This window comes from Paenibacillus sp. GbtcB18 (assembly GCF_019091125.1).
GTDB classification, from domain to species: Bacteria; Bacillota; Bacilli; order Paenibacillales; family NBRC-103111; genus Paenibacillus_F; species Paenibacillus_F chitinolyticus.
Map to the genome: position 1 here is coordinate 87,883 of NZ_JAGXJX010000013.1, position 23,375 is coordinate 111,257.

Consider the following 23,375-nt stretch of genomic DNA (forward strand, 5'->3'; position numbering starts at 1 on the left):
ATCCAATCCGGCCGGAAAACAAAAAAGGCAGATGCGAGCGAAGGCTCGCATCTGCCTTTTTGTCATTTTTACCGGGAAAGGGCCGGCATCACCGGAAAATACGCAGGTCAGCCTGGCCCTCGCAGGGAGCTGTCTGAGCGTCCGCGAGCGAGTTCCCGGGCGCGTGTTCCAGCCCGGCTCACGGCCGCTGAGCTTCCGCTCCTGCTATTCGTTCCACCAGCGCTTCATATCTTCCCACCAGGAGCGCGCTCCGCTGCCGAACCCTTTGCCTTTGGCGGCCCGGTTCGTGCAGTATTCCTTCGGCTCCGTGCCGGAAAGGAACGCCTCGTTGCGCGCGCCGGTCGTACAGTCTTCATTGGCGAGCTTGCCGCTCTTCGGATCAATGTAGACGGTCGTGACTCCCTCCGGCACCGGGAAGAGCTTAGGCGGAATCGCCTCCAGGACGGCTTCGGTGTAGCCGGCGAAGATCGGCGAAGCGAGATGCGATTCCGCCGTGTTGATGGCACGCCCTTTGTCGTAGCCGACCCAGACGGCGGTGGCCAGCTCGGGCGTGTAGCCGACCATCCACGCGTCGGTGTCGGTCGTGCCCGTCTTGCCCGCGACGGGCCGCTTGATCGTGGCGGCCACCCGGCTGCCGGTACCGCCATCCTCGAATACGCTCTCCATCATATGGGTGAGCACGTAAGCGGGCGCGGCGTCGGCGACGCGTTCGCTTTTCGGCGCAGCCTGATAGAGGACGCTGCCGGCCATATCTTCGATCTTGATAATGGCCGTCGGCTCGACTCGGACTCCCTGGTTGGCCAGGGCCGAGAAAGCGGCCACCATCTCGTACGGACTGACCGGATAGGTGCCCAGCGCGAGGGAGGGAAGCGGCTTTAGATTGCTCGTAATGCCGAATTTCCGGGCGTTGTCGATAACCTTCTGGGGACCGACCTTCAGAATCGTATCGACCGCGAAAATATTGTCCGACTTCGCGATCGCCCGGCGCATGTCGATGTCCGCATTTTCGTACTGGTCATTGTAGTTGCGGGGCGTGTACGACTGCCGGCCCTCGTCGTATTTAAAGACGGTCGGTTCGCTCCGGACCGTGCTGAGCGGCGTAAAGCCGTTCTGCAGAGCCGTCAGATAGACGAACGGCTTGAAGGAGGAGCCCGGCTGGCGGGTCGTCGCAAACACGCGGTTAAACTGATTCGCTCCGTAATCCTTGCCGCCTACCATCGCTTTAACGTAGCCGGTCCGCGGATCGAGCGAGATCAGAGCGCCCTGAATCTCGCTTTCTTTGGGCAGCTGCTTGGCCATCTGCTCTTCCGCGATTTTCTGCGCTTTCAGATCCAGCGTCGTGTAAATGTTCAGGCCGCCCTGCTCGAACTGATCTTCCGTGATGCCGAGCTTCTGCACGGCCAGCGTTTTGATATAGTCGCGGAAGTAAGGGGCCTGGGAAGGTTTCTTCTCCACCAGTGGCTGAACGGTCAGCTTCTCCTGTTTGGCCGCGTCCGCTTCCTGCTGGGTAATGAAGCCTTCCTTCGCCATCGTCTGGAGCACGACGTTTTTCCGGTCCATCGCATTCTCCATGTTATAGTAGGGCGAATAAAATTTCGGCCCTTTCGGAACGCCTACGAGCATCGCGCTCTGGGCCAGGGACAAGTCCTTGGCATGTTTGCCGAAGAACAGTTGGGAAGCCGCCTCGATTCCATACGTGGAATGGCCGTAGTAAATCTGATTCAGATAGCTTTCCAGAATCTGATCCTTGGTCAGCTGCATTTCCATCTGCACGGCATATACCGTTTCTTTGATCTTGCGCGTCCAGGTGCGGTCATGATTCAGATACAAGTTCCGTGCCAACTGCTGGGTAATCGTCCCGGCCCCCTGCACCTTGGACATGCTTTTCAGATTGACGATGGCTGCGCGCGCAATGCTTTTGACATCAAAGCCCGGATGACTGTAGAAGTTCTGATCTTCTATCGCGAGCGTCGCTTTAACCACATACACGGAAATGTCGCTGATCGGCACGATCTTGCGGTTCTGGCCGGAATCCAGCGTATCGATTAAAGCTCCGTTAACGTCAAAAATTTGGGACGTCTGGAGCACCTTCGTGACCGGAAGCGCCTGTGAGCGCAGATAGAGAAGGAACACCCCTCCCAGTACGCACAGGACCAGGAACGTCGTAAAGGAGAAAGTGAATCCCCGTTTTAAACGGCGAGGCCAGTTCTTATCCGCTGGACCTGGCGGCTTTTTGTCGGGAGCGGCATTGTTTTCGGGTTCGTTCTGTTGGTCGTCGGCCAAGAGTCCCTCACTCTCCTTTCTTGTCGGGCCTAGCGGGTTTAAGCGTAAGTTTAGGATAAATAACAGCGGCTTATTACACAGTATGGAAAAGCTTTCCGGCCCCTATTCAGGCATTATCCCTTCCGCTTCCTAAAATTTCGTAAAACGGCCCGTCCGTCCTGCAAATTTCTTGCATTTCGGGTTCAATCCTCTATAATACAATTTGTGCGTGCAAACCCTCAAGGCGCAAGGCTCATTCCGCGCATGGATTTACCCGCTTGTGGTACAATGATGAAGATACTATTCAGTACGAAATAATGGAGCGGTCGGTCTCATTTCCGGGCTTGTCCGCATGCACTCCTTACATCACTATACTTAAGAAAAGAGGCTGGGAATATGGAACTTTGGTATACCGAGAAACAGACGGAAGACTTCGGCATCACCGCCAAGATTAAAGAAACGCTGGTGACCGAGAAAACCGATTTTCAAGATCTGGCCATGATCGACACAGCTGAATGGGGCCGCATGCTCGTTCTGGACGGCATGGTTATGACGACCGTAAGAGACGAATTCGTCTATCATGAAATGGTTGCGCATCCTGCCCTGGTTACCCACCCGAACCCTAAGAACGTTCTCGTGGTAGGCGGCGGTGACGGCGGCGTTATTCGTGAAGTGCTCAAGCATCCGAAAGTGGAAAAAGCCGTTCTGGTTGAAATAGACGGCAAAGTAATCGAGTATTCGAAGAAATACCTTCCCGAGATTGCCGGCGAGCTGGACAACCCTCGCGTCGAAGTCATCGTCAACGACGGTTACATGCATATCCACGATCACAAAAATACATACGACGTGATCATGGTGGACTCCACCGAGCCTGTCGGACCGGCCGTGGAACTGTTCACGAAAGGCTTCTACCAAGGCATCTACGATGCGCTTAAAGAAGACGGCATTTTCGTGGCGCAGACGGACAACCCTTGGTTCAAAGCGGACCTGATCAAAACGGTCAACCGCGACGTCCGTGAGATCTTCCCGATCGTCCGCGTATACTGCGCGAATATTCCGACTTACCCGAGCGGTCTCTGGACGTTCACCATGGGCAGCAAAAAGCACGACCCGCTTCAAGTCGAAGAAGCTTCGATTCCCGAATTCGAAACGAAATACTACACGCCGCGCCTTCACAAGGCCGCGTTTGCCCTGCCTAAATTCGTTGAAGATCTCGTAAAATAAGGACCGTTTCCGAACAGAAAGGTGCGATGACCGCATGCGTTTAGACCAAGCTTACTCCGGCAACATTTTTATCGCCGCCTCCGAGGACTACGCGTCCTCCCGCGCCGTACTTTACGGAATGCCCATGGACTACACGGTCAGCTTCCGTCCGGGCTCCCGTTTCGGCCCTGCCCGCATCCGTGAGGTTTCCATCGGGCTGGAAGAATACAGCCCGTATCTTGATAAGAGCCTCGACGAAGTGAAATACTTCGATGCCGGCGACCTGATGCTGCCTTTCGGCAACGCGGGACGCAGTCTCGACATCATCGGCGAATACGTCCGCGGCCTTCTGAGCGACGGCAAGTTCCCGCTCGGTATGGGCGGCGAGCATCTCGTGTCCTGGCCGGTCATCCGCGAAGTGTACGCGAAGTACCCGGATCTGGCGCTCATTCACATCGACGCGCACGCCGACCTTCGCGAGCAGTACGAAGGCGAGCCGCTGTCTCACTCGACGCCGATCCGCAAAGCGGCCGAGCTTATCGGCGGCAAGAACGTGTACCAGTTCGGTATCCGTTCCGGTATGCGCGAGGAGTTCGAGTACGCGCGCAAGAACTTGAACCTGTACCCGTTCGAAGTTCTGGAGCCGCTCAAGAAGGTGCTGCCGGAGCTTGCGGGCCGTCCGGTTTACCTGACGATCGACATCGACGTGCTCGATCCGTCCGCAGCGCCGGGCACAGGCACGGCCGAAGCGGGCGGTATCACAAGCAAGGAATTGCTTGCGGCTGTTCACGCTATCGCAGGTTCCGAGCTGAACATCGTGGGCGCCGACGTGGTTGAAGTGGCTCCGGTATACGATCCGTCCGAACAGACGCAGATCGTAGCGGCCAAGCTGATCCGCGAGATTTTGCTGGGTCTGGTGAAATAACTTTCAATCGTCAACAACATACGATGCGTAATCCCGTCCTCCAGGCCTTGTGTCTGGGGGATTTTTACTCATCGGGGATTTCGCATGCGACGGTGCCGGCGAATAAAGGCTTTGGGCTGCGGCTGCAATGATCCATTGAAAATACCCGTATGATACTATACACTTAGAGCTAACTTTGCTTTTTGCCGGGCCGCACGGGCGGGAAGACGGTTTTGGCCGGAAATTCCCGGAAGCGGCAGGGCGCAGTCAAGAAAGAACGGAGCGTTCGGGTCATGTCCAACAAGAAAAACGTCCGTCTCCGCATAACAAGCGTTGCCGGACAAGAATCGATCGTACAGGAAGCCCGCGGAGAGCTGTACATCCGGGAGGGGAAAGTATATGTCCTCTACCAGGAGACATCCGAAGAAATGGGCAGCACCTCGACGATGGTAAAAGCGGGTCCCGAGGAGCTTAAGATCACGCGAAAAGGGCAGATCGGAACCGAGCAGACGTTTGTCGCGGGTCATTCCCGGACAGGCTGGTACCGGATGCCCGAGGGCTCTATCCCCATGGAAACCCGTACGCGGACGTACGTCCGGAATCTACAGGACGGCATCGGCGTCATTGATTGGAGCTACGACCTGTATGTAGGCGAGGAACATGCCGGTTTATATACATTATCGTTAACGATTCAGGAGGATGTAAGATGAATGTGCTGGAGCAGGTAAAAGAAACGCTTAAAGTAACGATAGGCGAGGCCGCGGTCGCAGCGGGGCTCGTACAGGCTACGGAGCTTCCCGAGATTGTGCTGGAAGTGCCGAAAGATAAGGCTCACGGTGATTTTGCAACGAACCTGGCCATGCAGCTTTCCCGGATCGCCAAGCAGAACCCGCGCGCGATTGCGGAACAATTGATCCAGAAACTCGACAAAGAGAAAGCCCAGATCGCGGAAGTTCAAATCGCGGGCCCCGGGTTTATCAATTTCCGTATGGACAAAAGCTACCTCTATCCGATTCTTGCGCAAGTGGCGGAACAGGGGGACCGCTACGGCGCAGTGAACGTGGGGCAAGGGCGCAGGGTTCAGATGGAGTTCGTCAGCGCGAACCCGACCGGTTCCCTGCATCTCGGACACGCCCGCGGCGCGGCGGTAGGCGACGCCCTGTGCAACGTGCTGGCTCTTGCGGGTTACAACGTTACGCGTGAATATTACATCAACGATGCGGGCAACCAGGTCAACAACCTGGCCAAATCCATCGAAGCGCGCTATCTGCAGGCTCTCGGGCAGGATGCCGAAATGCCGGAAGACGGCTACCACGGCGAAGATATTAAAGGATTTGCCGGCGAGCTGGCGGCCGAAGAAGGCGATCGTCTCACCAAACTCGGACAGGACGAGCGTTTGGCTTATTTCCGCGAGTACGGGCTGAAAAAAGAACTCGATAAAATCAAACGGGATCTCGAACGGTTCGGCGTTAAGTTTGACGAGTGGTTCTCCGAGACCTCGATTTATGAAAACAACCTGATCGAAGACGTGCTCGGCAAACTCCGCGAATCCGGTTATGTATACGAGCAGGACGGAGCAACCTGGCTGCGTACGACAGAGCTTGGTGACGATAAGGACCGTGTTCTGATCAAAAACGACGGTTCCTTCACGTATTTGACGCCGGACGTGGCTTATCACCGCAACAAATTCCAGCGCGGCTACGACGAGCTTATCAATATTTGGGGAGCGGACCACCACGGCTATATTCCGCGTATGAAAGCGGCCATGACGGCGCTTGGCTACGATGCGAACCGTCTGACGGTGCTTATCGCCCAGATGGTGAGCCTGTTCCAGAACGGCGAGAAAGTGAAAATGTCCAAGCGTACCGGCAAAGCCGTCACGATGGAAGACCTGATGGACGAAGTCGGCGTCGACGCCATTCGTTACTTCTTCACGATGCGCAGCATGGACTCGCATCTTGATTTCGACATGGATTTGGCGATCTCCAAGTCCAATGAGAATCCCGTGTTCTACGTGCAGTATGCACACGCACGGATTTGCAGCATCTTCCGGCAGGCGGAAGAGCAGGGAGTGGAGCTGCGCGGGCTGGCGCAGGTGGACTTGTCCCGGCTTTCGACGGAAGCCGAGTACGAGCTGCTGCGCAAAATCGGCGAGCTTCCGCAGGAAGTCGCGGTCGCGGCCGAGCTGTATGCGCCCCACCGCCTGATCCGCTACGTGTACGATCTGGCCGGGCTGTTCCACAGCTACTACAGAGCGGAGCGCGTGATCACCGAGGATGCGGAGCAGACACAGGCCCGCCTGGCGCTTCTGGGCGCGCTGCGCACCGTTATCGCCAACGTGCTGGCGGTCGTAGGCGTATCCGCTCCGGACCGGATGTAGGCTTCGGCGGCACTGTCCGCTCTGCGGCCGCAAGCATGCGCTCATCCTGCTCCGCGGGGTTTCCCCGCACGTGGCTTGCAGCCGCTTGCGCGCGGCACTTCCGCGGGCGGGCCGGCGGCGTGCAAGCGGCGCGCCAAAACAAACAAAGCCTGACGCTTTTTAGCGGCGTCAGGTTTTGTTTGTTTTGAGCAGGGCGGTTATGGCCCGCCTCGCATGAATGAGGCCGGGAGCATCCGTGCCTTCCGGCTGCTTCGCTTTCGTGAGCGGCGTAGCGCTTCGCCGGAGAATCTGCTTGATCTGCTGCGGCCGCAGGGAGGGCCTAACCGACAGCATAAGCGCGATGACACCGCTCACATGCGCAGTCGCCATCGAGGTGCCGCTAAGCTCGTTGTACTTGCCGTGCAGCCAGCATGAATAAATGCTTTCTCCCGGCGCATAAATGTCTATGCGTTTGCCGCGGTTGCTGAAGGGGGCGACTTTGTTGACCTTGGTCGTCGCTCCTACGGAGAAGACACTCGGAAAACGTGCCGGATAGTCAATCGCGGCCCCTTTGCCGTCGTTGCCGGATGAAGCGACGACGATGGTGCCGGATTGATAAGCGTTTATCACCGCTTCCTCCAGCGCCCGGCTGTACGTTTTCATCCCGAAGCTCATATTGATGATGTCCAGGCCGTTGCGCACACACCAGTCGATACCCGCCACAATGTCCGAAACGAACGCGCTTCCGTTCATGTCGAATGCTTTAACCGGGTGGATGACGGCCTTTGGCGCTACCCCGGTAATACCTATCCGTCCCGCCGCAGCGATGGTTCCGGCTATATGTGTGCCGTGTCCGTTATCGTCATAGGGGGGCTGGCTGCGGTTGAGCAGGTTGATGCCCCGGGCGACCGAGGCCTGCAAATCCGGGTGGTAGTAGTCGATGCCGGTGTCGATAACACCGATCGTGATGCGATTTCCTTTGGCGTTTTTCCATACGTCCGGCGCTTTGATCTGTTGGATGCCCCAGGGGATAAACTGGGAGATTTCAGGCATCTTTTCGACGATTTCCGATGTCTTTACTGTTTTTCTTGGCCGCAGCTGGATATTTATGGACGTGTCCTCTTCAATAGAGAGAACGGCGGGATGCTTAATCAATTCCGCGCGGTTACGGATTGGGCAAGAGATCCCCCGGATCAGTTTCAGATCATAGACGGAGGATAGGCTGGAATGCGTATCTTTGTGCAGGCGGATAAGCTCGGTGACCTGCCGGTAATCCCGATCGCTCTGGAAAAGAATGATATGCCGGCGCTCCCCCTGCGATGCCTGGATTTCTTCATGCAGCATCATGAGCAATCGTTTCGAGTCCAAAGCCACATTCCTCCCATAAACCGAAGGTGCGATTCTGGCTTATTATATGTACAGGTCGGGGGGCCCGACTGAGAATAAGGCCTCTTTCCAAATAAATAGGTTCAGTGCCGTGTCAACGTGCTCTTGCCTACATAACATAAAGGGAGAGGCGAAAGATCTCTCGGTTTCAAGGGGCGGAGACGAGCGGATCGCCGATTCGTTCGTAATCGCAGGATACAGTCGGGAAGCGGAGGGAAACCTTCGCTTTTACTCTTGTTTCGGAGGACAGGCGGGCGGGAGTTGCATTTTTACATAAAATAGGTTTTACTTAAGGATGAAATGGGATAAGGTAGTTAAAGTATTGTTAATACGGTGAAGGGAAGTGCCACAAATGAGTAGCCCGTACACACTGAAAATCAAGCCGGAAAAAGCCGCGGAAATGCCGATGGTGGATCTGGCGTTTGAGGTGCTTAAAGCGGCCAACACGCCGTTCTATTATCGCGACCTGATGCAGGAAATCGCGAAAATCAAAGGCTTGGCTGAAGACGAAACGATGAATGTCATTGCCCAACTATATACAGAGATTAATATCGATGGCCGTTTTGCTTGCGTCGGAACAAACCTGTGGGGTCTGAAGCGCTGGTATCCGGTCGAGAAATCGGACGACGCCGTAGGCAACGCCAAGCGTCCGCGCATCATCAACGACGAGGACGACGATCTCGACGAGGATCCGTACTCCGAGGAAGAAGAATACAAAGAAGAAGAGTACGATACCTTCACGGCGGACGGTTTTGACAAGAATGACGCCGAAGAAGAAGAGGAAGAAGAGGAAGAGGAAGATTCCGAATTCTTCGAGGAAGAAGAGCTGGACGAAGAACTGGAAGACGCCGAACTCGACGAAGAAGTGGATGAAGAATCCGACGATGATTCCGACGATGATGAAGATTTCGAGGCCGACGACGAGAAGGATAAATAATTCATCGCGGCGGTTCTTGACAGAGGATGTCGTTCTTAGTAAACTATTGCATGGGCTTTAAAAAGAACGACCAAATTTACGCCATATAAAAAGTGCCCCGTATACCACGGGTGTCACTTTTTTTGTTTTTTCAGGGACATTATTTGATGTCCCGGAGGTTTTGGTGGAAGCCTAGAAGGGACCGGCCGTTTTCTTGGACTGCCGCATATGCGGCAGGCACTCAGGCGTTCGGTCCCCCACTTTTGTACGGCGAACCTTTTGCACCCAAGAATTTAGATATGCTCGAAAGGAGTTCTCAGATGACTAAGTATATTTTTGTAACCGGGGGTGTCGTTTCCTCGCTCGGTAAAGGCATCACGGCGGCTTCTCTGGGCCGCTTGCTCAAAAACCGGGGTCTGAAAGTGACCATCCAGAAGTTTGACCCCTACATTAACATCGATCCGGGGACGATGAGCCCTTACCAGCACGGGGAAGTTTTCGTAACGGACGACGGCGCCGAGACTGACCTCGACCTGGGTCACTACGAACGGTTTATTGACATCAATCTCTCTAAGAACTCCAACGTAACGACGGGTAAAGTGTATTCTTCCGTTATTACCAAAGAGCGCAGAGGCGAATACCTGGGCGGAACGGTACAAGTTATTCCTCACATTACAAATGAAATCAAGGATCGCGTGTTCCGTGCCGGCCGCGAAGCGGGTTCGGATGTCGTGATCACCGAAATCGGCGGAACCGTGGGCGATATCGAGAGCCTTCCGTTCCTCGAAGCGATCCGGCAGATCAAGAGCGACATCGGCCGCGAGAACGTGATGTACATTCACGTTACCCTGATTCCTTACATCAAAGCCGCGGGCGAAGTCAAAACGAAACCGACCCAGCACAGCGTAAAAGAACTGCGCAGCCTCGGTATCCAGCCGCACGTGATCGTCTGCCGTACGGAGCATGCACTTACGGAAGACATGAAGCGCAAGATCGCCCAATTCTGCGACACGGACCCGGAGGCGGTCGTGGAATGCCTGGACGCCGAGACCTTGTACGAAGTACCGATGATGCTCAGAGAGCAGGGGCTTGACGATATCGTCGTCAACCACCTGAAGCTCGGCGGCTCGGCGCAGCCGGACATGACCGAGTGGGAACAGCTCGTCCAGCGCGTCAAAGGTTTGAAAGAAACGACCGAGATCGCCATCGTGGGCAAGTATGTCGCCCTGCATGACGCTTACCTCAGCATCGTGGAATCTTTGGGTCATGCCGGCATCGACAACGGAGCCGAAGTGAAGATCCGCTGGGTCAACGCGGAAGAAGTGTACGACCACAACGTGGACGAGCTTCTCGGCGGCGTGGACGGCATCCTCGTTCCGGGCGGTTTCGGAGACCGCGGTATCGAGGGCAAGGTTATCGCCATCCGTCATGCGCGCGAGAAGAAGATTCCGTTCTTCGGCATCTGCCTCGGCATGCAAGTTGCGGTGATCGAGTATGCACGCGCGCTTGCCAACCTGGAAGGAGCCAACAGCTCCGAGATCAACCCGGTCACGCCTTACCCGGTGATCGACCTGCTGCCTGAGCAGAAGGATATCGAGAATCTGGGCGGAACGATGCGTCTGGGACTCTATCCTTGCAAACTGGCGGAAGGTTCCCTGGCCATGCAGTGCTACAACGATGAGCTGGTGTACGAGCGTCACCGTCACCGGTACGAGTTTAACAACGAATACCGCGAAATGATCGAATCCGCAGGACTGCGCATCTCCGGTACTTCCCCGGACGGCCGTCTGGTCGAAATCGTCGAGCTTCCGGACCACCCTTGGTTCCTGGCCGTTCAATTCCATCCGGAATTCACGTCCCGTCCGAACCGTCCGCAGCCGCTCTTCCGTGAGTTCGTGAAAGCAGCCTTTACCTATAAGCAAGAATCCCGGGCGTAATAGCCGGGATTTTTCTTTTTTTTTACTTATTTGTTCATTCTTACGGATGGCAGGGAGGAAATCGGCAAGTCAATAGCGAAGTAGGGGGGAGTTCGAGCTCGCACGGCTGCAAAGTTCATATTCGGAACTCAGCCTTAAGCTTGTGGAAGGAGGCTTTCCCGTGAGTAAAAAAATCCTAATCGTGGACGATCAGAATGGAATCCGGATGCTTCTTATGGAAGTGTTCAGTAACGAGGGTTACGAGACCTATCAAGCGCCTAACGGCAAAACCGCCTTGGAGATTGTTAAAACGCATTCTCCCGATCTGGTCCTTCTGGATATGAAAATTCCAGGCATGGACGGTTTAGATATTCTGAAGCACGTCAAAAGTATCGATCCCTCCATCAAGGTCATCATGATGACCGCCTACGGAGAGCTGGATATGATCAAAGAAGCCACGGAACTCGGGGCCATCATGCACTTTACAAAACCGTTCGATATCGACGAATTGCGACTGGCTGTTCATACGCAGTTGATAGAAACTACCCCGCTGGGATCCTGATTGCAAGGGTCCTTTTTTTGTGAAAACTTTCACGTCACCCGGCAGGCTCGGTTACGTTTTGTCAGGGAGTGTGCTATAATAACACCGTATGACAAAAAGAGCGGCAGCGCATCTTAAAAACGATCAAGCCAACACACACAGTAGGAGGAAGAAATCATGCCATTGGTTTCAATGAATGAATTTTTACCTAAGGCTAAAGCAAACAAGTTTGCGGTAGGCCAGTTCAACATGAACAACCTGGAGTTTGCCCAAGCGATCACGGAAGCGGCTATGGAGCTGAACTCTCCGTTCATTTTCGGTGTCAGCGAAGGCGCGCTCAAGTATATGGGGATCGAGTATACGGTAGCGATCGCGGAAGCGGCTGCGAAGCAGTCCGGCCTTCCGATTGCCCTTCACCTCGACCACGGCAGCTCTTTTGAAGTGGCTATGAAATGTATCCGTGCCGGCTTCAGCTCCGTTATGTTCGACGGTTCCCACTACTCTTATGAAGAGAACGTACGCCTGACCAAAGAAGTCGTAAAAGCCGCGCACGCAATGGGCGTTTCCGTTGAAGGCGAGCTTGGAACGATCGGCGGCGTTGAAGATGATATCTCCGTAGACGAAGCTGATGCTAACCTGGCTAAGCCGGAAGAAGCGATCCGCTACTACGAAGAAACCGGAGTCGATTGTGTGGCAATCGCGGTCGGAACTGCACACGGCATGTATGCAGGCGAGCCGAACATTCACTTTGACATCATCGAGAAAGTTTCGCAGGCGATCCCGATTCCTGTCGTTCTTCACGGCGGATCCGGTGTTCCGGACGAAATGATCAAGAAAGCGATCGCAGCAGGCGCAGGCAAAGTTAACGTGAACACGGAGAACCAAGTGGCCGCTACAGCCGCTATCCGTGAAGTTCTCGGAGCCGACGCTAAAGTATACGATCCTCGCAAATACCTCACCCCAGCACGCAAAGCGATGGTTGAAGTCGTGAAATCCAAAATTCAACTGTTCGGCAGCGCGAACCAAGCTTAATACCGATTCAGATAGAGACAGAGACGGGAAATGCATCTTAACGGATGCATTTCTCTCTTCTATTTTAGGTTCCGTATCCATCCCAGATGACCCATACTCCCTTAAAAGTTGACAACGCGCGTAAACTGCGTTTTATTTAGATATGTACACTTGTTTTCTATCCAGGAGCCAGCCCCCGATTTAGCGGGCGGCCTTCTATTTTGTATGCAGCCAAACACGAGCTGCTTCTAGTTGTTGCAGCAGGTCACTTTTGATATTTTTACAAATTGTAGTTAAGCAGCTAAGCTATCTACCGGAAGCAGGGGGAAGATAACGCATTATGGAAAAATTAATGATCGCAGGCGGACGTCCGCTCAAAGGGACAGTAACAATCAGCGGGGCCAAGAACAGTGCCGTTGCTTTAATACCCGCCGCGATACTCGCCGAATCGACGGTTACCTTGGACAATTTGCCGCACCTCAGCGATGTGGCTATCTATACAGAAATTCTTAGCGAACTCGGAGCTTCCATCGAATGGAACAACGAGCAGATGATTATCGATCCGAGCGCCATGAAGAGCAAGCCGATGCCCAACGGCAACGTAAAGAAGCTTAGAGCCTCCTACTATCTTATGGGAGCCATGCTGGGAAGATTCGGCGAGGCCATAATCGGTCTGCCGGGCGGCTGCAATTTCGAGCCGCGTCCGATTGATTTGCATATCAAAGGGTTCGAGGCGCTGGGCGCTGAAATTTCGAATGAGAACGGCTCGCTGCATATTCGGGCCAAACAGCTCCGCGGAGCCAAAATTTATTTGGATATGGTCAGTGTAGGCGCAACCATCAACATCATGCTTGCCGCCTCCCGTGCCAAAGGCTTCACTTTGATTGAAAATGCGGCCAAAGAGCCTGAAATTATAGATGTAGCAACACTCCTCAACTCCATGGGAGCGAAAATCAAAGGAGCCGGTACGGAAACGATCCGCATCGAAGGGGTAGACGAGATGCACGGCTGCCGTCACTCCATTATCCCTGACCGTATCCAGGCGGGGACTTACATGATTGCCGCAGCCGCAACGCGGGGAGACGTAACGGTAGATAACATAATTCCGAAGCACATGGAAGCCATGACGGCCAAACTGCAGGAAATGGGCGTTGAAATTCACGAGATGGATGAGTCGATCCGCGTGGTGGGTCGTGCTCTTTACGACAGTATAGATGTAAAAGCGCTGGTTTATCCCGGCTTTGCGACGGACCTTCAATCTCCGATGACGAGTCTGCTTACGCAGACCACCGGTGTGAGCATGCTGACGGACCTTGTGTACAGCAACCGGTTCAAGCATGTGCCTGAACTGGTCCGCATGGGAGCCAAGATCAAAGTGGAGGGCCGGACAGCCATCATAGAGGGTGGCACGCTAAGTGCGGCGAAAGTGAAAGCAAGCGACCTGCGGGCAGGCGCAGCTTTGGTTATTGCGGGTCTTACCGTGCCGTCCGATGTTACGGAGGTAACCGGCGTGGAATATATTGACCGCGGTTATGACAATCTTGTTGCCAACCTGACTCTACTTGGCGCGGAAGTATGGCGCGAGAACGGCGAAGAATAGGCCCGGAATAAGAAAGCGGCCTTAGGGCAACACTGGGTACTAGCTTTTTAGTTTTGTGGAATTAATAACTTACTAGTTTGGTGGTTGAATAGAATGGATATGCACCTCGCGCAGTTGGAGGCACTCAAGCTTACGGAGCTTTATAAGCTCGCCAAAAAATATCAGATCCCATACTATGGGCAGCTTAAGAAAAAAGAGCTCATCTTTTCCATTCTGCGGGCCCAGGCGGCGGAAAGCGGCCTCATGTTTATGGAAGGAGTTCTGGAGGTTCTGCAGGAGGGCTTTGGTTTCCTGCGTCCGATTAACTACCTTCCGAGTACGGAGGACATCTACATTTCTGCCTCCCAGATCCGTAAATTCGACCTCCGCTCAGGAGATCTTGTTTCCGGCAAATGCCGTCCGCCGAAAGAGAACGAGCGTTATTTCGGGCTTCTGCATGTGGAAGCCGTCAATGGCGAAAGCCCCGACACGGCGTCCGAACGTCTGCACTTCCCGGCTCTCACGCCGCTGTACCCGCAGACGAAGGTTGTTCTCGAAACGTCTCCGGAGAAGCTCTCGACGAGAATCATGGACCTTATGGCACCCGTCGGTCTCGGACAGCGCGGTTTGATCGTTGCGCCTCCGAAAGCGGGAAAAACCCTGCTTCTCAAAGAAATCGCGAACAGCATTTCCACGAATTATCCGGAGATTGAGCTATTCGTTCTTCTGATCGACGAACGTCCGGAAGAAGTGACCGATATGCAGCGTTCCGTTAAAGGGGAAGTTGTCGCTTCCACTTTCGATGAGCTGCCGGAAAATCACATCAAGGTAGCGGAGCTTGTTCTGGAACGGGCGCAGCGTCTTGTGGAACATAAGAAGGATGTCGTCATTCTTTTGGACAGCATTACCCGCTTGGCTCGGGCTTACAACCTCGTTGTTCCGCCGTCCGGCCGCACATTGTCGGGGGGGATCGATCCAGGCGCGTTCCATCGTCCGAAGCGTTTCTTCGGTGCCGCCCGGAATATCGAAGAAGGCGGCAGTCTGACCATTCTGGCCACCGCGCTCGTCGAAACGGGATCACGTATGGATGACGTCATTTATGAAGAATTTAAAGGCACGGGGAACATGGAGCTTCATTTGGACCGTAAACTTGCGGAACGCCGTACATTCCCGGCTATCGATATCCGCCGTTCGGGCACGCGCCGCGAAGAAAGCCTGCTTACCAAGGAAGAACTCGAGAAGGTATGGGGATTGCGCAAGAGCATGAACGATACTTACGAATATACGGAAGCTTTCATCAAGAAACTGGGAGAGACGAAGACGAATCAGGAATTTCTGGATTCCCTGGAGACCAACAACGGGAACGTTACGCTGGGTAAAGGGAAAATGAAAAATTCCGCTTCCTAAGTATAGGTTGCCGAAAAATTCGCTTCCATCTCCCATTCAAAGGAGTACCTGACAATGAATGTGGTTTATGCGGACCCGTCCGGCAATGTATTCGATCATCCCGATTACGAAGCGCTCGGACGGAGTGCCGATCAGATTGTGGAACTATTGGAAGAAGAGCTGATCCCGCTGCCGGAGGGGGCGACTTTGGTAAGTCTGCCTCATACGAGAGCGGTCGGGATCAACACGGAAACGGGCGAAATGGAAGTGCTGCCCGGTGATTATGCGGCCGTTGGCGCGCTTCTGCCCCAGGGTTTTACACGTCTTATGCTGCCTGGTTACGTGAAAACCGATAAAGAGGAGAAGTTTCCTCTATTCGGTTATACGGCTGTCGTGTGGAAAGACGGGGCCTTCTACGTCGCCGCGGAGCAGTGCGACGATCCGGAACCGTGGAACCCGCGCAACTGCGATCCGGACGAGCTGGAGGTCAGCGTTGAAAAGCTGCGCGCACGGTATCCGGAGAACCGTCTGTACGAGCATCTGTCCAAATGCGCGCTGGAATACGAATGCCTGACCGCGTCCAATACCTTCCTGAACCGCTGGGAAGGCGCGGTGCCGGTTTCTTTCTCCTGCAACGCGGGCTGCTTCGGCTGCATCTCGGAGCAACCCGACGACAGCGGTTTTCCCGCTCCGCAGACACGGATGAACTTCAAGCCGCAGGCTAAAGAGCTCGCCGAAGTCATGCTGGAGCATCTTAAAACGCCGGACAGCATTATTTCCTTCGGTCAAGGCTGCGAAGGTGAGCCGTCCACTCAGGCCAAACTAATTATCGAGGCGATGCGTGAAGTGCGCAGCCGTACCGATATGGGCTATATCAATATCAATACCAACGCCGGTTTAAACGACCATATCCGCGGAATTGTAGACGCGGGACTTGACCTCATGCGGGTCAGCACCATCTCCGCTCTTGATGATCACTATAACGCGTATTACAAGCCGCGGGGATACACGCTCGCCAACGTCGAGAAATCGCTGAAATACGCTTCAAGCAAAGGTGTAATCACCTCGATCAACTATCTGATTTTCCCGGGTGTAACCGACCGCGAAGAAGAAGTGGAAGCGATGATCGAATTTGTGCGCCGGACCGGACTGCGTCTGATCCAGATGAGGAATCTCAATATCGATCCCGAGAGCTATCTGAATCTGATTCCGAAAGCACAAGGGGACATTCTGGGTATGAAGCAGATGCTGGAAATTTACCGTGAGGAGCTGCCCGATGTGGTAATCGGTTCGTACACGCATATACCGGCTTTCTTCGACCGTGCCCAGCGGGCTTGAACAACCCCATTGCAATAAAAGATACACTCATGCTATAATGAATTTATGTGTCATCATAACTCTGGTTCGACGAATAGATCCAGGGCGGAAAGAGGTGAATGGGAATGAAACAAGGGATCCATCCCAACTATCACGAAACAACGGTAACTTGCGCATGCGGCAATACTTTCGAGAGCGGTTCTGTTAGAGAGAACCTTCGCGTAGAGATTTGCTCCAACTGCCATCCGTTCTTCACCGGCAAACAGAAGTTTATCGATGCCGGCGGTCGTGTGGACAAGTTCAAGAAGAAATACGGTATCTAATTCGAGGTTTTTCCTCAATTCGGATTGCATAACACAACCCCCCCCGGGTCATCCTAATAGCGTGCCTTGCACGAAGCAGGATACCAAGGGGGGTTTTTGCTTTGGGAAACGTTATTGTCAAGCGGTCCGCAGGAGGTTTATTGGCCGCTCTTGTGACGGCCGCAGCCATAACCGGATGCAGTCCGGGTCAGCCCGCCGGTCCGAAAGCGTACAATTACTCCAGTGACGGATATTTGGGCACGACCAGCGCAAATCCGAATCTGGCGTTAAACCCGGGCTACCACACTTATCAGGTCGACTCTGACATCGCGCTGTCGGTGTTGGGACGGCTGAAAGGCGTTGTGGACACTCAACTTCAGTTTAACGGTCCGATCGGTTACGTGAAGCTTTCCGTCCCGCCGGGGACATCGCCGGAGAAAGCGGCCGCGATCCGAGCACAGGCCGAGCAGGATCTGCACACGCATTTGCCGAGATACCGCTTTGTTGTTACCGTTAAACGGTAGAAAAACGCTTTTATTCCAGGATCATATCGCTGTCTTTTGGTAAGTTTCTCCCCGGAGTTGCACTTTGCTTCACAATGGGCTATACTTATTTTTGCCGTGCTAGACGGGGAGGTAGCGGTGCCCTGTTGCCCGCAATCCGCTGTAGCGGGGTTGAATCCCTGTTAGAGGTACTGTCGATGTGAGGTCTGGCCTTTACACGTGGTGTTGAGAGTCGGGTCCTTCGCAATGAGCACCAGTGAACCCGGTCAGGTCCGGAAGGAAGCAGCCGTAAGCAGGACCGCCCATGTGCCGAGGGGTTGCCTAACTTGAGCTAACGATAAAGGTACGTTCGTATCGCTTTATCAATAACAGGTGCACGGCCTTATATAAGATTACAAAAAACGAGCCTTCCGGCAACGGAAGGCTTTTTTTGCGTTCTCTTTTTCTACATAAAAATGACAGTTCGTCGATTTTTGTTTTCCAATAGAAGGAAAATGCTAAAAATGAGAGAATAGGTAAACATTCGCAGTCTTTCGGCTTAAAGCTGTTATAAAGAGGGGGAAGGACAAATGTTGGATGCCAGCCTTCATCATATAGGGGTGTTCATTTCCGCAGCTGAGCTGGGAGTAAGATTGGAAGAAATGTTCAAGGGCTGTTTGATTGTAGCCAATGCCCACAATGAGATGGTGTACGCAAACGAGCCATTTTTGAAACGTACCGGATATACCGCGGAGGATATGAAAATGGCGCCTTTTTCGGAGGTCATCCAACTTCCTGAACCGGTTGACTGTTTTTATAGCCGGCATTTTGATACGGACAGCGATAAGAGCGACAAGACGGACGCCAAATATCCTATCGCGATCGTAAAAGACAGCCAGGGGTTTATTCAGCTGCAGAAATGCAGCATGCTGTTTGCGGAAGTGAACAGTGAGCCTCATTACCTTTTTCTGCTCGACGACCTGGAGGAAATCTCGGAACAAAATTTGCTCCAGCGTTTCTCGGGTACCTTTTTGAGGGATGTCAATTTGGGCGTTCTGCTCATAGATACCGAATTCCGGCTCGTGGATATCAGCGATATGGCCTGCCGGGTGCTGGGTTTTCATAAAGAATCCATCCTGTTTAAAAGAATAGAAGACATCTTTGCTTCGATCCCTCCGGAACACCGGCTTGTTGAGAGAACTCTTCTGGACGGCAGAATCGTAAGGAATCATGCGGTATCTTGGATGAACAATCAAGAACGGTACGAACTGCTGCTGGATTCCAACTTACTGAGGGACAATGAAGATCAAATCGTTGGCGCTTACATTATTTTTAAAGATGTGACCAACCTGCGGTCTCTCGAGGCCCAGGTTCAGCGCAGCGACCGCCTGGCCATGATCGGACAGATTGCTGCGGGGACGGCACACGAAATCAGAAATCCGTTAACGTCGATTAAGGGATTTTTGCAGGTGCTTAAGAAGACGTTTGAATCCAAGGATATGGCCAAAGAGCAGGGTTATATCGATGTCATGTTGGATGAGATCAACCGGGTAAACGAACTGGTTAACGAATTTCTTCTCCTCGGCAAGCCCAAGAACGTTCTGCTGCAGAAAATCGACGTTTCCACGGTAATCAAAGGAATACTGCCGATCATCAACAACGAGGCGATTTTGCATAAAGTGCACATGAACTACGAAGAATCCAGCGGACTGCCGCCCGTTATCGCCGATCAGGAGCTTTTAAAGCAGGTTTTTCTGAATATATGCAAAAACGGCATTGAGGCGCTGACGGATGGAGGCACCCTGACCATAGTGGAAAGACTCGATCCCGACGGCAGATTCGTGAATATCGAAGTGCACGATACAGGCCCGGGAATCCCGGTTTATGTCATCGATAAAATATTCGATCCGTTCTTTACGACCAAAGAGGAAGGAACGGGACTCGGACTGTCGGTCTGCCAACGGATTATCCACGATATGGGCGGTCATATACGCGTATCGTCCAAAGGCTACGGAACGACCTTCACTGTCAGCATCCCCTGTACCTGATCCCCGCGCTTTCCGAGTTTTATTCCCGCCCGGGTTTCCGAGTTTTATTCCCGCCCGGGTTATAGTATAATGGGTTCAATAATTCAGAACGAATTATTGGAGAGTAAACCTATGACACATATTGCTTTATACCGGACTTGGCGATCCCAAGCGTTCCGGGAGTTAGTCGGCCAGAAGCCGATCGTACAGACGCTGCAGAATTCTCTGCGTGAACAACGTTTTACCCATGCTTATTTATTCAGCGGTCCCCGCGGTACAGGGAAGACGAGCGCGGCCAAAATTTTGGCCAAAGCCGTTAACTGTGTGCACGGGCCTGCCGAAGAACCGTGCAATGAATGTGAAGCCTGCATCCGGATCTCCCAGGGCTCAGTCATGGACGTCGTCGAAATCGACGCCGCATCGAATCGCGGTGTGGAAGAGATTCGCGACATTCGGGACAAAGTGAAATATGCACCGACGGAAGTTCGGTACAAAGTATATATCATCGACGAAGTCCATATGCTGACCACGGAAGCTTTCAACGCCCTCCTCAAGACGTTGGAGGAGCCGCCGGCTCACGTTATCTTTATTTTGGCTACGACGGAACCTCACAAGCTTCCCGCTACTATCATCTCCCGCTGCCAGCGGTTTGATTTCCGCCGCGTGTCGATGGAAGAACAGGTCGGGCGGCTTGCCTACGTGTGCCGTGAAGAGAACATCGCTATCGAAGAAGAGGCTCTTCACTATATTGCGCGCCTGTCGGAAGGCGGGATGCGGGATGCCTTAAGCCTGCTGGACCAAGCATCTTCTTTTGCCGTGGGAACCATTGCCGCAAGCGATGTGATCGCCATGACGGGCGGTCTGGCATCGGATCAGTTTGAGAAACTGGTCGGAAGCATGAAGGAGCAGGACATCGGCGCCGCGCTCGAACTGATTGATCAGTTTATGCAGGAAGGCAAGAGCGCGGATAAATGTATGGAGAACCTGATCCATTATTTCCGCGATCTTCTGATGATCCGTCTCGTTCCGGATTCGTCCGTGCTGACGGAACGCGTTTTCGATGTCGCCAGGCTGGATCAGGTTGCGTCCCGTTTCGGGACCGATCAGCTTATCACGATCATCGAAGTGCTGAATCAGTACCAAAGCGAGATGAAATATTCCGTGCAGCCGCAGACGATCTTGGAAGTCGCGGTTATGAAAGCATGCGGAGCCATCGCTTCGGGAGGGGGGAGCCGCCCGGCTGAGGCTCCGCCGGCTTCGCGCTCGGCGGCTGAGCCTCAGCCGGAAGCGCTGTCCCAGCTTACCCGCAGAATCCAGCAGCTGGAAGAGCAGCTTGCCAAGCTGATGCAAGGGGGAGTCCCCGCTGCGGGAGCGCAGCAGCCGGCCCGGTCTCCGGTAGCGCCGCGTTCGTCTAACGCTGCGGTGCGCAAGGCTTCGGTCCGGCTGGACGATTTCACGGCCGCAGTCGAAAGCCACCATACCCGGGCCCTGCTCGGCAAGTGGACGCAGATTCTGGCTATGGTCAAAGAGCGGAAGATCACCGTTCATGCCTGGCTGGTGGACGGAGAGCCCGTCGCCATTCACGGAGACACGGTTCTGGTGGCTTTCAAAAGCGCCATGCACCGTGACACGACAGAGAAACCGGCCAATAAGCAGCTGATTGAACAGGTGATTTCCGAAGCGCTCGGAGAAACGCTTAAGCTGGCGACCGTCATGCAGAAAGAATGGAAGGAAGCTCGCGAAGGCGCCTCCGAGCCTGCCAGGGAAGAAATGACGCTGCAAGCCGAAGACTCGGAACCGGATAAGGAACCGTGGGTGGACGAAGCGATCAAGCTGTTCGGCGAAGACCTGGTGAGCATCAAGGATGAATAAGGGATCAGCCCCATTAAGACGAAGGAGTTGGGAATATGAATAACATGAACCAAATGATGAAACAAGTGAAGAAAATGCAGGAACAGATGCTGAAAGTTCAAGAAGAACTCGGAAGTAAAACCGTCGAAGGAACGGCCGGTGGCGGCGTAGTTACGGTCACTGCGAACGGGCATAAGAAAGTGACGGCAATCGCCATTAAACCGGAAGCGGTCGATCCGGACGATGTCGAAATGCTGCAGGACCTTGTTCTGACAGCCGTAAACGATGCGCTTAACAAAGCGGAAGAACTGGCTGGCAAAGATATGGGTAAATTTACGGGCGGTATGAATATTCCCGGTCTGTTTTAAGGTAAAGGGCTTCGTAAGAAGCCTTTTTTCCATCTTTATTTACAAAAAGGAGAAACCTGGCGTTGCATTATCCAGAACCGATTTCCAAACTAATCGACGCATTTACACGCTTGCCCGGCGTCGGCCCCAAAACAGCCGGACGTCTGGCTTTTCACGTTCTCCGCATGAAGGAAGAAGACGTGCTTGATTTTGCCAAGGCGCTCGTGAACGTCAAACGCAATCTGCACTACTGTTCCGTCTGCTGCAATATCACGGATATCGATCCGTGCCGCATCTGTCAGGATAAGAGTCGTGATGCATCCGTTATCTGTGTGGTTCAGGAGCCGAAGGATCTGGTTGCGATGGAGCGGACGAGAGAATTCGACGGCTATTATCATGTTCTGCACGGAGCCATTTCTCCCATGGAGGGCATTGGACCGGATCAGATTCATATTGCCGAACTGTTGAAGCGGCTCGGAGACGAGCAGGTCAAAGAGATGATTCTGGCAACCAACCCGAACATAGAAGGAGAAGCTACAGCCATGTATCTTTCCAGGCTGGTTAAAGGCTTCGGCCTCAAGGTGACCCGTATCGCGCATGGTCTTCCTGTCGGGGGAGATTTAGAGTATGCGGATGAAGTGACGCTTACTAAGGCGCTTGAAGGCCGCAGGGAGATTTAGGCGGCTCTCTTCTTAGTGTGCACTGCATTCTTGTTTTAAAAAATAGTTGGCCGCCCTTCTTTTGAAGGCGGTTTTTTTGTTTTCGGACAGGTTCTAATCAGGTCCCTTTTCTCCATAGGATAGTAAAGGCGACGGCTCATGATTATGAGTACAAGGGGGAAAGGCATGAATGACCTGAGGAAAAGTGCACTCTCGTTTCAGCGGGGGATCCGAAAAACAGCCGAACAGGACAAGCAGGAGCTGCTGGCCGAGATCAGATTGGCTCATTCGCAATGGAAAACGGCGCAGCACCATTTCGAGCACGCATTGGAAAAAGACGAGATTGATTATGCCATCTATGCGATAGAAGCGGCGGAAAAACGCTACGAAATGCTGCTCAGGCAAGCTAAAAAGCTGAACGTGACATCCGCTTATCATATTACTGCTGAGGTGCGGGGATGAAAACGGCCGTATGGGGAATGCTTGCTTTGTCGGCCGGAGCCCTGCTGTTTTTGTTAGTTCGCCAGCCGGGTGCCCGCAAAATTTTTTCGAGCATCGGTGTGCATGTTGTAGTGGCCGCATTTCTGCTTTATGGTGTACAGTTGGCAAGCGGATATACCCGGTTCGAACTGCCGATTAACATCTACACGGTAGGAACCGTATCCGTGCTAGGAGTACCTGGATTGATGCTTCTGGCCCTTCTTAAAGTCGTGCTTGTGTAAGATGCCGGCGTTTATATTTCGCATGGTTAAAATTGTATGTTTGAAAATTGTTGACTTCGTATTTATGCCGTGGTATCTTATTTAAGTCGCCGCTGAAACACGGTGCCGACAACGAGGCTGACAAGCCGAGATTGTCCTTTGAAAACTGAACAACGAGTGATTGAAGCGTCTCAAGTAATTGAGACATTAATGAGAAGAAATTCTC

General features: G+C 53.5%; 21 protein-coding genes and 1 other RNA gene. 20 read left to right on the plus strand and 2 right to left on the minus strand.

Features of this window, described 5'->3' with window-relative positions; all coding sequences use genetic code 11:
• Positions 1 to 204: 204 nt before the first annotated feature.
• Positions 205 to 2,283 (minus strand): transglycosylase domain-containing protein, encoded by a 2,079-nt coding sequence (locus tag KVT34_RS26935; protein WP_217562863.1) that lies wholly within the window; start codon positions 2,281 to 2,283, stop codon positions 205 to 207.
• A 375-nt stretch (positions 2,284 to 2,658) separates the two neighbouring features.
• Here KVT34_RS26935 and speE point away from each other — a divergent pair, with 375 nt between their 5' ends.
• From speE to argS, 4 genes are all read left to right on the plus strand, one after another.
• Entirely contained in the window at positions 2,659 to 3,486 is an 828-nt protein-coding gene (gene speE / locus KVT34_RS26940) for a polyamine aminopropyltransferase (RefSeq protein WP_217562864.1), read from the plus strand.
• Positions 3,487 to 3,520: 34 nt separating this feature from the next.
• Positions 3,521 to 4,390 carry an agmatinase gene (gene speB, locus KVT34_RS26945; RefSeq protein WP_103997960.1) on the plus strand — a complete coding sequence of 290 codons (870 nt, stop codon included), beginning with the start codon at positions 3,521 to 3,523 and terminating at the stop codon, positions 4,388 to 4,390.
• Between the two features lie 272 nt (positions 4,391 to 4,662).
• Positions 4,663 to 5,079: a YwiB family protein gene (locus KVT34_RS26950; RefSeq protein ID WP_217562865.1), complete on the plus strand. Its 417-nt coding sequence runs from the start codon at positions 4,663 to 4,665 to the stop codon at positions 5,077 to 5,079.
• The gene (argS, locus tag KVT34_RS26955; RefSeq protein ID WP_217562866.1) at positions 5,076 to 6,749 is read left to right on the plus strand and encodes an arginine--tRNA ligase; all 1,674 of its coding nucleotides are present in this window, start codon (positions 5,076 to 5,078) and stop codon (positions 6,747 to 6,749) included. The genes KVT34_RS26950 and argS overlap by 4 nt, the downstream gene beginning before the upstream one ends.
• 168 nt (positions 6,750 to 6,917) lie before the next feature.
• Here the strand turns inward: argS and KVT34_RS26960 are convergent, their stop codons facing one another.
• On the minus strand, positions 6,918 to 8,096 hold the full coding sequence (locus KVT34_RS26960; protein ID WP_217562867.1) for a S8 family peptidase: 1,179 nt from the start codon (positions 8,094 to 8,096) through the stop codon (positions 6,918 to 6,920).
• A 370-nt stretch (positions 8,097 to 8,466) separates the two neighbouring features.
• On the opposite strand from KVT34_RS26960, the gene rpoE reads away from it, so the two are divergent.
• The 16 genes from rpoE (at position 8,467) to KVT34_RS27040 (ending at position 23,170) form a co-directional block, all read left to right on the plus strand.
• Positions 8,467 to 9,051, plus strand: a complete 585-nt coding sequence (gene rpoE, locus KVT34_RS26965) for a DNA-directed RNA polymerase subunit delta (RefSeq protein WP_217562868.1) — start codon at positions 8,467 to 8,469, stop codon at positions 9,049 to 9,051.
• A gap of 299 nt (positions 9,052 to 9,350) precedes the next feature.
• Complete coding sequence (locus tag KVT34_RS26970; protein WP_009671614.1) at positions 9,351 to 10,967, plus strand: CTP synthase; 1,617 nt, start codon at positions 9,351 to 9,353, stop codon at positions 10,965 to 10,967.
• Positions 10,968 to 11,127: 160 nt separating this feature from the next.
• The gene (locus KVT34_RS26975) at positions 11,128 to 11,508 is read left to right on the plus strand and encodes a response regulator (RefSeq protein ID WP_009671611.1); all 381 of its coding nucleotides are present in this window, start codon (positions 11,128 to 11,130) and stop codon (positions 11,506 to 11,508) included.
• A gap of 156 nt (positions 11,509 to 11,664) precedes the next feature.
• Entirely contained in the window at positions 11,665 to 12,519 is an 855-nt protein-coding gene (gene fba, locus KVT34_RS26980) for a class II fructose-1,6-bisphosphate aldolase (RefSeq protein ID WP_009671622.1), read from the plus strand.
• 319 nt (positions 12,520 to 12,838) lie between these two features.
• Positions 12,839 to 14,098 carry a UDP-N-acetylglucosamine 1-carboxyvinyltransferase gene (locus tag KVT34_RS26985; protein WP_042235207.1) on the plus strand — a complete coding sequence of 420 codons (1,260 nt, stop codon included), beginning with the start codon at positions 12,839 to 12,841 and terminating at the stop codon, positions 14,096 to 14,098.
• A 93-nt stretch (positions 14,099 to 14,191) separates the two neighbouring features.
• On the plus strand, positions 14,192 to 15,484 hold the full coding sequence (gene rho, locus KVT34_RS26990; RefSeq protein WP_009671576.1) for a transcription termination factor Rho: 1,293 nt from the start codon (positions 14,192 to 14,194) through the stop codon (positions 15,482 to 15,484).
• 54 nt (positions 15,485 to 15,538) lie between these two features.
• A complete protein-coding gene (locus KVT34_RS26995) occupies positions 15,539 to 16,801 on the plus strand; it encodes a radical SAM family protein (RefSeq protein WP_217562869.1) in 1,263 nt (420 codons plus the stop codon).
• Positions 16,802 to 16,905: 104 nt separating this feature from the next.
• On the plus strand, positions 16,906 to 17,103 hold the full coding sequence (gene rpmE, locus KVT34_RS27000) for a 50S ribosomal protein L31 (RefSeq protein WP_016423669.1): 198 nt from the start codon (positions 16,906 to 16,908) through the stop codon (positions 17,101 to 17,103).
• Positions 17,104 to 17,204: 101 nt separating this feature from the next.
• Positions 17,205 to 17,606, plus strand: coding sequence for a hypothetical protein (locus tag KVT34_RS27005; protein ID WP_217562870.1), 402 nt, complete (start codon positions 17,205 to 17,207; stop codon positions 17,604 to 17,606).
• A gap of 94 nt (positions 17,607 to 17,700) precedes the next feature.
• Positions 17,701 to 17,965: signal recognition particle sRNA large type (gene ffs, locus KVT34_RS27010), an RNA gene on the plus strand.
• A 189-nt stretch (positions 17,966 to 18,154) separates the two neighbouring features.
• Positions 18,155 to 19,612, plus strand: a complete 1,458-nt coding sequence (locus KVT34_RS27015) for an ATP-binding protein (RefSeq protein WP_217562871.1) — start codon at positions 18,155 to 18,157, stop codon at positions 19,610 to 19,612.
• 111 nt (positions 19,613 to 19,723) lie between these two features.
• Positions 19,724 to 21,463 (plus strand): DNA polymerase III subunit gamma/tau, encoded by a 1,740-nt coding sequence (gene dnaX, locus KVT34_RS27020; RefSeq protein WP_217562872.1) that lies wholly within the window; start codon positions 19,724 to 19,726, stop codon positions 21,461 to 21,463.
• Positions 21,464 to 21,498: 35 nt separating this feature from the next.
• Positions 21,499 to 21,810, plus strand: coding sequence for a YbaB/EbfC family nucleoid-associated protein (locus tag KVT34_RS27025; RefSeq protein WP_009671602.1), 312 nt, complete (start codon positions 21,499 to 21,501; stop codon positions 21,808 to 21,810).
• A 62-nt stretch (positions 21,811 to 21,872) separates the two neighbouring features.
• On the plus strand, positions 21,873 to 22,469 hold the full coding sequence (gene recR / locus KVT34_RS27030; RefSeq protein ID WP_042235221.1) for a recombination mediator RecR: 597 nt from the start codon (positions 21,873 to 21,875) through the stop codon (positions 22,467 to 22,469).
• Positions 22,470 to 22,634: 165 nt separating this feature from the next.
• Entirely contained in the window at positions 22,635 to 22,910 is a 276-nt protein-coding gene (locus KVT34_RS27035) for a DUF2508 family protein (protein WP_217562873.1), read from the plus strand.
• Complete coding sequence (locus tag KVT34_RS27040; RefSeq protein ID WP_217562874.1) at positions 22,907 to 23,170, plus strand: pro-sigmaK processing inhibitor BofA family protein; 264 nt, start codon at positions 22,907 to 22,909, stop codon at positions 23,168 to 23,170. The genes KVT34_RS27035 and KVT34_RS27040 overlap by 4 nt, the downstream gene beginning before the upstream one ends.
• Positions 23,171 to 23,375: the final 205 nt, after the last annotated feature.

Coding starts and splice junctions, on each gene's coding strand:
- KVT34_RS26970 (WP_009671614.1), top strand. CDS start 9,351: ATGACTAAGTATATTTTTGTAACCGGGGGTGTCGTTTCCTCGCTCGGT.
- speE (WP_217562864.1), top strand. CDS start 2,659: ATGGAACTTTGGTATACCGAGAAACAGACGGAAGACTTCGGCATCACC.
- KVT34_RS27040 (WP_217562874.1), top strand. CDS start 22,907: ATGAAAACGGCCGTATGGGGAATGCTTGCTTTGTCGGCCGGAGCCCTG.
- KVT34_RS26985 (WP_042235207.1), top strand. CDS start 12,839: ATGGAAAAATTAATGATCGCAGGCGGACGTCCGCTCAAAGGGACAGTA.
- speB (WP_103997960.1), top strand. CDS start 3,521: ATGCGTTTAGACCAAGCTTACTCCGGCAACATTTTTATCGCCGCCTCC.
- KVT34_RS26995 (WP_217562869.1), top strand. CDS start 15,539: ATGAATGTGGTTTATGCGGACCCGTCCGGCAATGTATTCGATCATCCC.
- rpmE (WP_016423669.1), top strand. CDS start 16,906: ATGAAACAAGGGATCCATCCCAACTATCACGAAACAACGGTAACTTGC.
- KVT34_RS27035 (WP_217562873.1), top strand. CDS start 22,635: ATGAATGACCTGAGGAAAAGTGCACTCTCGTTTCAGCGGGGGATCCGA.
- KVT34_RS26950 (WP_217562865.1), top strand. CDS start 4,663: ATGTCCAACAAGAAAAACGTCCGTCTCCGCATAACAAGCGTTGCCGGA.
- KVT34_RS27025 (WP_009671602.1), top strand. CDS start 21,499: ATGAATAACATGAACCAAATGATGAAACAAGTGAAGAAAATGCAGGAA.
- rho (WP_009671576.1), top strand. CDS start 14,192: ATGGATATGCACCTCGCGCAGTTGGAGGCACTCAAGCTTACGGAGCTT.
- dnaX (WP_217562872.1), top strand. CDS start 19,724: ATGACACATATTGCTTTATACCGGACTTGGCGATCCCAAGCGTTCCGG.
- KVT34_RS27015 (WP_217562871.1), top strand. CDS start 18,155: ATGTTGGATGCCAGCCTTCATCATATAGGGGTGTTCATTTCCGCAGCT.
- rpoE (WP_217562868.1), top strand. CDS start 8,467: ATGAGTAGCCCGTACACACTGAAAATCAAGCCGGAAAAAGCCGCGGAA.
- argS (WP_217562866.1), top strand. CDS start 5,076: ATGAATGTGCTGGAGCAGGTAAAAGAAACGCTTAAAGTAACGATAGGC.
- fba (WP_009671622.1), top strand. CDS start 11,665: ATGCCATTGGTTTCAATGAATGAATTTTTACCTAAGGCTAAAGCAAAC.